Source organism: Collimonas sp. GW821-FHT02H07 (assembly GCF_059421505.1).
Window position 1 is genome coordinate 135,148 of sequence record NZ_JBWKVC010000001.1, and the last position, 11,559, is coordinate 146,706.

Consider the following 11,559-nt stretch of genomic DNA (forward strand, 5'->3'; position numbering starts at 1 on the left):
ATGTTTTTTTTGCTGTATTTTTACTACAAGTAATTTTGATACATTTATGCGCATCGGAACGTCCTTGTCGTCGCGGCTGTAGTAATTCTAGGTTTTCCCCAGCAAGGCATGCACTTGCGCCAGTTGCGGCGGCTTGGCGCCGGCATTCAGGCAAGCGGCTGAACCGCAGGCAACCGAAAATTGCAGATGCTGCAACCAGTCGGGGGCGGTAACGTGGGCGGCAGGAGCTGCATTGGATTCCTGTATCAGCGAATAGATCAGGCCGGCGATGCCGGCGTCGCCGGCGCCCACTGTGTCGACCACGGTGATGGGCGGCGGCGCCACCTGCCAGTAGTCGGTGCCGGCATGGATCGCCGCGCCCTTGGCGCCCAGTGTCAGCAGCACGGTGGCGGACGGGTTGTAGCTGCGCAGGGTGGCCAGGGCGGCTTCGGTATCATCGTCGCGGAACAGGCCGACCAGGTCTTCATCCGACACTTTGATCACATCCGCCAGCTGCGCCATTTTTTTCAGCACGCTGTCGTAACGCTGGTCCATCACATTGCGGAAATTCGGGTCGTAGCTGATCTTGACGCCGCGGCCGTGCAGGTCTTCGGCCAGTTCGATCAGGCGTCCGGCCAGCGGCGCGCGGGTCAGGCTGATGCCGCCGAAATGCACCCACTGCGCCGCCTGCTGCCAGCCTTCGGGCAGCAGCGCGGGATCGAAGGCAAGGTCGGCGCTGTTGTCGCCGATGAAATTGTATTGCGGCGGCGTGGTTTCATAGACCACCGCCAGCAAGGGTGAACGCGCGGCGCGCTGCAGGAAGCGCAGGTCGAGTTCGGCGGCCTGGCTGGCGGCGTACAGCTCGTCGCCGAACCAGTCCTGGCTGATGGCGCCGGCAAAGGCGGAAGGCGCGCCCAGGCTGGCGGCGGCGCGCGCCACGTTCCAGGTGGAGCCGCCGGTCTTGCTCAGCCATTGGTCGGGGCCGACCCGTATCAGGTCGGTCAGCGCTTCGCCGGCGCTGACGAATTGAGGCAGGGAGTGTGCGGGTTTGCTTGTTTCAGACATGACGGCATCCATGCAATGTGAGGTGTGGTCTATATTATTTATTCAAGCGGGCTGCCGACGGCTGTCAGTGCTTCCAGGTAGGCGCCCATCGGATGATAGAAATCGGTCTTGCCGTGCGGCGGTTTTTCCGGGCCGTAGCGCCGGTTGTCGCGGTGGAGGATGCGATACCAGCCGCCGCGCTCCTGGTCGATCAGATGCGCGTCGCTGTAGGCCCATAATTTTTCGTAGCTGTCCCAGTACGCGGCGTCGCCGCTGCGCTGGGCCAGCAGGGCAGCAGTCGCCAGCGATTCGGCTTGCACCCAGAAGTACTTGTCGCTGTCGCACACGCTGCCGTCCGGCGCCAGGCCATACACCAGGCCGCCGGATTGCTGATCCCAGGCGGCAGGCACGGCGAGGTCGAACAGCGCGCGCGCACGCGGCAGCAGCCAGCCGGCATCGCCTTGCAAGTGCTGGTTATGGCGTTCCAGCAGCAACAGCAGTTTCGACCATTCCGTCATGTGGCCGGGCTGGAAGCCCCAGGGACGAAACATATTGCTGCTGTCGTGCCGGTTGTATTCCCAGTCTATGCTCCAGTCGGCATGATAGTGCTCCCAGATCCAGCCGTCCGCCATGGCGGCCTGCCGCACGGTGATGTTATGCGCCAGCAGTTCGGCGCGCAGCAGATAGCGCCGCTCGCCGGTTGCTTCAAAGGCGGCGATCAGGGCTTCGCAGCTGTGCATGTTGGCGTTCTGGCCGCGGTACGAGGACACGACACCTTCGGGCGTTGCCTCGTCGGCGTACAAGCCGTCGGCTTCCGACCAGAACAGCTTTTCCATCAGTTCAAAGGTGGCGCTTATGCCGTCGGCCGCCTCGCTGATGCCGATGCGTGCCGCGTGCGCATGCGCCAGCAGCACGAACGCCAGGCCGTAGCAATGCTGGGTGCGGTCAACGGCGACGCCGTTTTCCAGCACCCAGGCATAGCCGCCGTACGACGGCTGCCAATGCTGTTGCTGCAGGAAGCGCAGGCCATGCCGGACGGCTTCGCGATATTCCTCTTTGCCATCGAGGCGCCAAGCCAGCGCATAGCAGAACACCATGCGGCAGCTGTTCACCAGGTGGCGGCTGGCGCTGTCGTAGACGCTGCCGTCGTCGTTCAGGTAATGGAAGAAGCCGCCATGCGGGTCAATCGCGCGCGGGTGGAAAAAAGCGATATCGCGCCGCATGCGGTCGCGCAGGAATTCAGGGTCGCGGTAGTCTGGCGGAGAAGAAGCTGGTCTCATGTCTGTGTTTTTATGGGCGCATGCAGATGAAGGCTGGCTGCGCGCCATCAGCGAAAAAACGAATCGAACTGCATGTCGAACTGCTGCAGGGCTTTCTGCGCATTCTGCATTTTCTTGCGAAATTCCGGCCCGCGCTTGAGCGCCAGGCCGACCGCCAGGATATCGATCACGACCAGGTGCGCCAGCCGTGCCGAGATCGGCGTGTAGGGGTCGATGTTGAAGCTGAGGTCGATCGGCACCAGCACCGTCGCCAGTTCCGCCAGCGGCGTGCCGCTCGGTCCCAGCACGATGATGTCGGCGCCGCCCTTCTTGGCCAGTTGCACGCTGCGCAGCAGGGCAGCATTGCCGCCGCGCTGCGAGATGGCGACCACGGCATCGCCCGGCTGCAGCAGCGAGGCGGCGATGCTGTGGATATGCGGATCGGAATAGGCGACGGTGGGAACGCCGGAACGGAAAAACTTGTGCTGGGCGTCGGCAGCGACGATCCCGGAAGTGCCCTGGCCATAGAATTCGATCTTGTTGGCCTTGAGCAGGACGTCCAGCGCCTTCTGGATGGCGTCGGCGCTCAGGTGGTTGCGCAGGTCCAGCAGGGTGTTGATGGAACGGCTGCAGATCTTGTTGACCAGGTCGGCGGCGATATCGTCCTGCGCCAGCATTTCGTTGGCGCCCGGCAGCGCCACCGCCAGGCTCTGCGCCAGTTTCAGCTTGAAATCGTGCCAGCCTTCATAGCCGATGGCGCGGCAGAAGCGCACCACCGTCGGCTCCGATACCTGTGCATTTTTCGCCAAGGCGGTGATGTTTTCCGCCAGCGCCAGCTGCGGGTTGTCGAGAATGGTCAGGGCGACCTTTTTCTCCGACTTCGAGAGCAGGTCGATCTGGGTCTTGATCGCGTCCAGCAGCATTGTCATTCTATAGTTCCGGCAATGCTTCTTCGCGCCATTGCAAGCCGTCGCGCGCAATCAGGGCGCTGGCCGCAGCCGGGCCCCAGGTGCCGGCGGTGTAAGGTATCGGATCATCTTCTTCCTGGTCCCAGAATTCCAGGATAGGTTCGACCCATTCCCATGCCGCTTCCAGTTCGTCGCTGCGCATGAACAGGGTCAGCTGGCCGCGCAAGACGTCCAGCAGCAGGCGCTCGTAGGCTTCCATGCGGGGCGACTTGAAGCTTTCGCGGAAATTCAGTTCCAGCTCCACCGGCTTCAAGCGCATGCCGTCGCCCGGCGTCTTGGCCATCAGGTTCAAGGTCAGGCCTTCGTCCGGCTGCAGGCGGATCACCAGGCAGTTCGGCTCGAAACTGCTGTTCGGCTGGGCAAAGATCGAATGCGGAATGGTCTTGAAGCGGATCACGATTTCCGCCAGCGAATCGGCCATGCGTTTGCCTGTGCGCAGATAAAACGGCACGCCGGCCCAGCGCCAGGTGTCGACTTCGGCTTTCAGCGCGACAAAGGTTTCAGTGCGCGAATGCGGATTGGCGTCGGTTTCCTTGCGGTAGCCGGGCACGGCAACGCCTTCGACGTGGCCGGAACGGTATTGTCCGCGCACCACGTTTTGCGCCAGCGTGGTGGGCGTGAAGCGCTTCAGCGAGCGCAGCACCTTGAGCTTTTCATCGCGCACCGCATCCGGCGTGATCGATACCGGCGGTTCCATGGCGACGATGCACAACAGCTGCAGCAAATGATTTTGCAGCATGTCGCGCAAGGCGCCGGAAGTTTCGTAGTAGCCCATGCGGTTGCCGACGCCGAGTTCTTCGGCGATGGTGATCTGGACGTCGGAAATCCATTCGCGGCGCCACAGCGGTTCGAACAGCACATTGCCAAAGCGCAGCGCCAGCAGGTTTTGCACGGTCTCTTTGCCGAGGTAGTGGTCGATGCGGAAAATCTGCGATTCGGCAAACACCTGGCCGACTTCGGCATTGATCTGCTTGGCGCTGGCGAGGTCGCGGCCGAGAGGCTTTTCCAGCACTACGCGCGAGTTGGAGGTGGCCAGGCCGCTGGCCGCCAGGTTCTTGCAGATTTTCGAGAACAGGCTGGGCGGCGTTGCCAGGTAAAACACATTGGTGATCGCGTGGTCGGGCCGCATGGCTTCCACCAGCGCTTTGTAGGACGAGGCATCGGTGGCGTCCATGCCGACGTACTTGATGCGCTGGCAGAAGCGCGCCCAGACGGTGGCGTCGAAGCTGTCCTTGCTGATGTGCGGCTTGGCGTCCTGTTCCACATGCTTGAGGAAGTCGGCGTCGCTGCTGTCGTGGCGGCCTATGCACAGGATGCGGGCCTCCGGCGGCAAGTCGTTGGCGCGATCGCGCGCGTACATCGCCGGAAGCAATTTACGCATTGCCAGGTCGCCGGTGCCACCGAAGATTGCCAAATCAAATTCTGCAAGAGCCATTGTTTTCCTTTGCGGGACAGCAGGCCGCCACGCGGTGGCCTGTTATCCCCAGCTAATTAAGTGAAACTAAGTGAGATATTAAATTGCAATTGATCTGTCTGCAGCCGGCGCATTAGAGGCTGCGCGCGCCAACGCAATCAAGCCGTTGGTCGAGCTGTCATGGCCATGGCTCTGCTGTGCCGGTGTGCCGGTCAGCTCGCCGAGGATGTTGCTGGCCAGGACCTTGCCCAACTCGACGCCCCACTGGTCGAAGCTGTTGACGTCCCAGATGACGCCTTGCACGAAGACCTTGTGTTCATACAAGGCGATCAGCGCACCCAAATTGGCAGGCGTCAGCGCATCCATCAGGATGGTGTTGCTGGGGCGGTTGCCGGGGAAGGTGCGGTGCGGCAGCAGGGCGGCGATCTGTTCTGGCGGCATGCCCTTGGCCTGCATCTCGGCCTGGACTTCGTCCGCGCTCTTGCCGCGCATGAACGCTTCCGACTGCGCGAAGCAGTTCGCCAGCAGCGCTGCCTGGTGGCCTGGCAGCTGGTGGCTGGCGTGCAGGGTAGCGATGAAATCGACCGGCGTGATGTCGCTGCCTTGATGCAGCAGCTGGAAATACGCATGCTGGCCGTTGGTGCCGACGTTGCCCCAGATGATCGGGCAGGTCGCCACTGCCTGCGTGCTGCCGTCTAGCGTGACGCGCTTGCCGTTGCTTTCCATTTCCAGCTGTTGCAGGTAGGACGGGAAATTGCCCAGGTCCTGGTGGTAGGGCGCAATCGAGATCGAGCGATAGTCGAAGAAGTCGCGGTACCAGATGCCCAGCAGGGCCATGATCACCGGCATGTTCTGTTCCAGCGGCGCGCTCTGGAAGTGCTGGTCCATGGCGTGGGCGCCGGCCAGGAATTCGCTGAAATGCTCGAAGCCCACCGCCAGCGCGACCGACAGGCCGATCGACGACCATACCGAGTAGCGGCCGCCGACCCAGTCCCAGAATGGGAACATATTGGCCGCATCGATGCCGAATGCAGTGACGCCTTCGACATTGGTGGAGACCGCGGCGAAATGCCGGGCCAGATCGGATTCGTTCGCCGAGGCGCCGTTTTGCAGGAACCAGTTGCGCGCGGAATGCGCGTTCATCATGGTTTCCGCGGTGGTGAAGGTTTTCGAGGCGATCACGAACAGCGTTGTTTGCGGATTAACTTGCTGCAGCACGGCGTCGAGGTCGTCGCCATCGACGTTGGAGACGAAATGCAGATGCAGGCCGGCCTGCTGGTAAGGACGCAGCGCCTGGCACACCATCTTGGGGCCGAGATCGGAGCCGCCGATGCCGATGTTGACGATGTCGGTGATCGGCTTGCCGCTATATCCCAGCCAGGCGCCGGAACGAACCGCCGTTGTGAAAGTCTGAATCCTTTGCAGCACCGCGTGCACATCGGTGCTGACCTGCTGGCCGTCGACCACCAGCGCCGGCAGGGCCGGTGCGCGCAGGGCGGTATGCAATACGGCGCGCTGTTCGGTGGTGTTGATCTTTTCGCCGGCGAACATCGCCGCGCGCCGGTTTTCGACCTGGCGCTCACGCGCCAGGGCAAACAGCTGCGCCATGGTGTCCGCCGTGACATTGTTCTTGGCGTAATCCAGGAACAGGCCGGCGGCCCGGAGCGAGAACTGTTCAAAGCGGGAAGAGTCGGCAGCGAACAGCTCGCGCAACGGCCGCTCTTTGACGGTGGCGTAATGTGCATGCAAGGCTTGAAAGCTGGCGGTAGTATTAAGCGCTGTCTGTGGCATATCCGGAGTCTTCATGGTAGGTCAGGAATTTATACGACTATACAACGTTGGCGGTAATTTCACTACAAATTATTTTGTGGTTTGCTGAAGCCGGGATGATTTACGTCAACCGGGCGAGTTTTTTTCTGATTGCTGCCTCGCCTGTTCCTGCGCCATTGCTATTGTTCGTCGTGAGGCTAAACTGGTTGTTTCATGCAGGTGCGGCCCGCCTTCAAAAAACCACAACGACAGCAGGAATGGGTTTGCAAGTTGACGTCGGATCGCTATTTTGTAGTAAAATTTCAATTCGTCTACTGTTTCAAGGATTTTTATCATGTCTGTTCAAGCCAGCGTTGCCAAAGTCACCGAGCGTATTGTTGCACGCAGCCAGCCTTACCGCAGCGCCTACTTGGCGCGCCTGGAGCATGCGCGCCGTCAGGATGTACAGCGTGGCGCGCTGTCCTGCACTAACCTGGCGCACGGTTTTGCCGCCTTTCCAGTCAATGACAAGTTGAAGCTGAAACAGGACAAAAGTTCATCGGTTGCGATTGTATCTTCCTATAACGACATGCTGTCGGCGCATCAGCCGTTCGAGCATTATCCGCAGATCATCAAGGAAGCCGTGCGCGCCGCCGGCGGCGTCGCCCAGTTTGCCGGCGGCACGCCAGCCATGTGCGACGGCGTGACGCAGGGCCAGCCGGGCATGGAACTGTCCCTGTTCTCGCGCGATGCGATCGCCATGGCGACCGCGATTGCGTTGTCGCACAATATGTTCGATGCCGCGGTCTATCTCGGCATCTGCGACAAGATCGTTCCCGGCCTGCTGATCGGCGCCCTGCATTTTGGCCACCTGCCGGCGGTGTTCATTCCCGGCGGCCCGATGACCAGCGGCATGAGCAACAAGGAAAAAGTGCGGATTCGCCAGCTTTACGCGGAAGGCAAGGTCGGCCGCGCGGAATTGCTGGAGGCGGAGGCGCAGTCGTATCACAGCGCCGGCACCTGCACTTTCTACGGCACCGCCAACAGCAACCAGATGCTGATGGAAGCGCTGGGCCTGCATTTGCCGGGCTCGGCCTTCATCACGCCCAACACGCCGCTGCGCGATGCCCTGACCGCGGAAGCCGCGCGCCAGGCCTTGCGGATCACCGATCGCGGCAACCAGTACCTGCCGGTCGGCCATGTGGTCAGCGAAAAGAGCATCGTCAACGCCATCGTCACCTTGCTGGCCACCGGCGGCTCTACCAATCACACCTTGCACCTGGTGGCAATCGCCAAGGCCGCGGGCATTGTCATCGACTGGAACGATTTCGATGCCCTGTCGGCCGTGGTGCCGCTGGTCACCCGCATCTATCCGAACGGCGATGCCGACGTCAATCATTTCCACGCTGCCGGCGGCACCGGGTTCGTGATCCGCGAACTGCTGGATGCCGGCCTGATGCATGAAGATGTCAAAACCATTTTGGGCGACAGCCTGCGCGCGCATTGCGCCGAGCCGTTCCTGCAGGGCGAGACGGTGGTGTTCAAGCCGGCGCCGGAAAAGAGCGGCGACGATTCGGTGTTGCGCACCGCCAGCGCGCCGTTCTCGGCGGATGGCGGCTTGCGTCTGCTGTCGGGTAACCTGGGGCGTTCGGTGATCAAGATTTCCGCCGTCAAGCAGCAGCACTGGGTGGTGCAGGCGCCGGCCATCGTGTTCCATTCGCAAGAAGCCTTCATGGCCGCCTTCCGCGCTGGCGAGCTGGACCGCGATTTCATCGCTGTCTTGAGCCACCAAGGCCCGCGCGCCAACGGCATGCCGGAACTGCACGCGCTGACGCCGGCGCTCGGCATCCTGCAGGATGCCGGCCACCACGTGGCGTTGGTTACCGATGGGCGCATGTCGGGTGCTTCCGGCAAGGTGCCGGCGGCGATCCACGTGACGCCGGAAGTGCTGGCCAGCGGTCCGCTGGGCCTGGTGCGCAACGGCGACATGATCCGCCTCGACGCCGAGAAAGGTATACTGGAAGCCTTGGTGCCGGCCGAAGAATGGGCGCAGCGGCAGCCGCAGGCGGCTGACTTGTCGGCCAACCATGTCGGCATGGGACGCGAACTGTTTGCCATGTTCCGCACCACGGTCAGTGCGGCGGAAGAGGGCGCTACCTGCTTCGGCCTGCCGCCGGCGATTGCAACGGCAACGGAGTCGGCATCTTCAGAACAACCACAGAAAGCAACGCTATGACATCCTCAAATCTCTTGTACGGTAATCAGCTGTTAGACATCATGCGCGCTTCGCCGGTGATTCCGGTGATCGCCATCGACGACATCGAGCATGCGGTGCCGCTCGCCAAGGCGCTGGTGGCAGGCGGCATCCGCGTGCTGGAAGTGACTTTGCGCACCGTGCATGGCTTGCCGGCCATCCGCGCGATCGCCGAGCAGGTGCCGGGCGCCATCGTCGGCGTCGGCACGCTGACCCAGGCCGATGAATTCGTCGCCGCGCGCGACGCCGGCGCGGTGTTTGGCGTCTCGCCAGGATTGACGCCAGCGCTGATCGCCGCCGCCAAATCCAGCGGCCTGCCGCTGCTGCCTGGCGTCATGACGCCGTCCGAAGTGATGGCGGCGCGCGAAGCCGGCTTCCGCCAGTTGAAGCTGTTCCCGGCGGTGCCGGCCGGCGGCGTCGGCATGCTGAACGCGATTGCCGGTCCTTTGGGCGATGTGACTTTCTGCCCGACCGGCGGCATTTCGCTGGAAACGGCGCCGGATTTCCTGGCCTGTAAAAACGTGGCCTGCGTCGGCGGCTCCTGGCTGACGCCGAAAGACTTGCTGAAGGCGGGCGACTGGTCCCGCATTACCGCGCTGGCGGCGGCTGCCAGCAAGCTGCGCAAGGCGCTCTGATCGCATTCCCCCTCCGAGTCCGCCGGCATGGTTTTTCAGCCATGCCGGCGGGTTCGACCAGGCCTTCGCGCCATCTTTTCTGCAAACTCCCCCATAGCATTTCGTCTCGGATTAATCCTATATTTTTTAGTAAAAAGGCATGTTATTCTGCTCTTCAGACATTCCGGTAATAGCTTTCGCAAATCCCATTACTGGACGTCATCAAGAAAAGTTGTTAGAATAACTGGCTCTCAACAACATCGTGCTTTCTCAACAGCACATTTTTGGGTTTCGTGGCTCGCGTCAGCGGGTTGTCTCATGCTTCGGCAACGCCGGAGTTTCATCAAGCGTCGGGGAATTCATCCTCGCATTCTGTACCGCCCCATGCGGTAGTCGGCTCGTTCAATGTCCTCCCCGCGGGAAGACCGGACGGGATCATAAAAAATTGTTTGTATGTCGCGCTGACAGGTTCCGGCTATTCCGGTGCGTGCTCGGTGGTCATTCAATATGCATCGCCAGACAAAGTCGGATTCGCGGTCACGGGCTAGCGCTCGCGTCAGGCCCGTGCACACTGCAGACTTTTTCCGGCCATGCTTATGGAAGGAAAAAAGCATGACAAATCGCTATCGCAATGCCTTGATAGGCGCTGCCGTCACCGTGCTGGTGGTGGCCGTCATCGGCTGGTCGATCGGCCCGGCGGTGATCCGTCAATACCAGGGCGACCTGATCTACTACACAGGCCGTCACCTGGTGCTGGTGGGGTGGTCGCTGTCGCTGTCTCTGCTGTGCGGCATCCCGGCCGGCATCATGCTGAGCCGGCCGTACTTTGCCCGCCACGCCGAGAAATGGATGCAGCTCTTCAATATCGGCAACACCATTCCCTCGATGGCGGTGCTGGCGCTGGCGCTGGCCTTGTTCGGCATCGGCGACAAGCCGGCCATCATCGCCTTGTGGCTGGCGGCGCTGCTGCCCATCGTGCGCAATACCTATGAAGGCTTGAAGCAGGTGTCGCCGTCCATGAAAGAGGCGGCCAAGGGCATCGGCATGAAGCCGCTGCAGGTGCTGTTCCGGGTCGAGCTGCCGAACGCCTTGCCGATCATCGTCGGCGGCGTCCGCACCGCGCTGGCGATCATTGTCGGCACCGCGCCCTTGTCGATCCTGATCGGCGGCGAAAGCCTGGGCGGTCTGATCTTTCCCGGCATTTATCTGAACAACCAGGGCCAGCTGCTGCTGGGCGCTACCGCCACCGCGGTGCTGGCTTTGCTGCTGGATGCGATCGTCTCGCTGGGCAGCAATGCTTACCTGAGCAAGCGCGGGCTGCTGCGCTGATCTCTCCCAACCGGACAAGGAAACCATATGCAGAATTTATCTCAAGCCGCATCGCGCATCGCTGTGCTGCTGGCCGTAGCGCTGGGCTTCATGGCGCCGGCCGGCGCCAGCAACCTGGTGGTCGGCGGCAAGAACTTCACCGAACAGCTGATCCTGTCGTCGATGACCCAGCAATACCTGAGCGCCAAAGGTTACAAGGTCGATCTCAAGAACGGTCTTGGCACCACCATCATGCGCCAGGCGCTGGAAAGCGGTCAGATCGATATCGTCTGGGATTACACCGGCACCGCGCTGATCGTCTATAACAAGATCGATGAAAAGCTGGACCAGGACCAATCTTACGAGCGCGTCAAGCAGCTGGACGCCGCCAGGAACCTGATCTGGCTCAAGCAGTCGGCCCTGAATAACACCTATGCCCTGGCGGTGCCGCAAAAGCGCGCCGAGGAAGAGGGCTTGAATACGATTGAGGATCTCGCCAGCAGGATCAACCAGAGTCATCAGCAGAATCCAGATAAAAAATACCTGATCGGGGTCGACTTTGAATTCGCCTCGCGCCCTGACGGTTTGGAGCCATTGCAAGCTTTGTACGGTTTCGCTTTCGACCGCAGCGAAGTGAAGCAGATGGACGCCGGCCTGGTCTACACCGCCTTGCATAACGACCAGCTCAATGTCGGCCTGACTTATTCCTCCGACGGCCGGGTGCAGGGTTTCAACCTGAAGCTGCTGGAAGACAGCAAGGGCTTCTTCCCGTTCTACAGCGCCACGCCGATCGTGCGCAAGGAAATCCTCGACGCCAATCCGCAGCTGGCAGAGCAGCTCAACGCGCTGTCGGCCAAGATCGACACCGCCAAGATGACCGAGATGAATAAAAAAGTGGATATCGACCAGTTGCCGATCGCCCAGGTTGCCGCGGATTTCCTGCGCGCCGAAGGCTTGCTATGAGAGGCGT

General features: G+C 61.6%; 10 protein-coding genes. 4 read left to right on the top strand and 6 right to left on the bottom strand.

From position 1 onward, the window contains the following. Positions 1-87: 87 nt before the first annotated feature. The 6 genes from AC07V8_RS00605 to AC07V8_RS00630 form a co-directional block, all read right to left on the bottom strand. A complete protein-coding gene (locus AC07V8_RS00605) occupies positions 88-1,044 on the bottom strand; it encodes a carbohydrate kinase family protein (RefSeq protein WP_494677124.1) in 957 nt (318 codons plus the stop codon). A 38-nt stretch (positions 1,045-1,082) separates the two neighbouring features. Next, complete coding sequence (locus AC07V8_RS00610) at positions 1,083-2,303, bottom strand: AGE family epimerase/isomerase (RefSeq protein WP_494677123.1); 1,221 nt, start codon at positions 2,301-2,303, stop codon at positions 1,083-1,085. A 47-nt stretch (positions 2,304-2,350) separates the two neighbouring features. Next, the gene (locus AC07V8_RS00615; RefSeq protein WP_061946325.1) at positions 2,351-3,205 is read right to left on the bottom strand and encodes an SIS domain-containing protein; all 855 of its coding nucleotides are present in this window, start codon (positions 3,203-3,205) and stop codon (positions 2,351-2,353) included. A 7-nt stretch (positions 3,206-3,212) separates the two neighbouring features. Further along, positions 3,213-4,685 (bottom strand): glucose-6-phosphate dehydrogenase, encoded by a 1,473-nt coding sequence (zwf, locus tag AC07V8_RS00620; protein ID WP_494677122.1) that lies wholly within the window; start codon positions 4,683-4,685, stop codon positions 3,213-3,215. Between the two features lie 78 nt (positions 4,686-4,763). Continuing rightward, positions 4,764-6,455 (bottom strand): glucose-6-phosphate isomerase, encoded by a 1,692-nt coding sequence (pgi, locus tag AC07V8_RS00625; protein WP_494677121.1) that lies wholly within the window; start codon positions 6,453-6,455, stop codon positions 4,764-4,766. Positions 6,456-6,560: 105 nt separating this feature from the next. After that, positions 6,561-6,770, bottom strand: coding sequence for a hypothetical protein (locus AC07V8_RS00630; RefSeq protein WP_494677120.1), 210 nt, complete (start codon positions 6,768-6,770; stop codon positions 6,561-6,563). On the opposite strand from AC07V8_RS00630, the gene edd reads away from it, so the two are divergent. From edd to AC07V8_RS00650, 4 genes are all read left to right on the top strand, one after another. Next, positions 6,769-8,649, top strand: coding sequence for a phosphogluconate dehydratase (gene edd, locus AC07V8_RS00635; protein WP_494677119.1), 1,881 nt, complete (start codon positions 6,769-6,771; stop codon positions 8,647-8,649). The genes AC07V8_RS00630 and edd overlap by 2 nt on opposite strands. Continuing rightward, positions 8,646-9,302 carry a bifunctional 4-hydroxy-2-oxoglutarate aldolase/2-dehydro-3-deoxy-phosphogluconate aldolase gene (locus AC07V8_RS00640; protein WP_494677118.1) on the top strand — a complete coding sequence of 219 codons (657 nt, stop codon included), beginning with the start codon at positions 8,646-8,648 and terminating at the stop codon, positions 9,300-9,302. Before edd ends, AC07V8_RS00640 begins: the two co-directional genes overlap by 4 nt. A 591-nt stretch (positions 9,303-9,893) precedes the next feature. Next, positions 9,894-10,610: an ABC transporter permease gene (locus AC07V8_RS00645; protein WP_494677117.1), complete on the top strand. Its 717-nt coding sequence runs from the start codon at positions 9,894-9,896 to the stop codon at positions 10,608-10,610. Positions 10,611-10,637: 27 nt separating this feature from the next. After that, on the top strand, positions 10,638-11,552 hold the full coding sequence (locus AC07V8_RS00650) for a glycine betaine ABC transporter substrate-binding protein (RefSeq protein ID WP_494677116.1): 915 nt from the start codon (positions 10,638-10,640) through the stop codon (positions 11,550-11,552). The last annotated feature ends 7 nt before the right edge of the window (positions 11,553-11,559 follow it).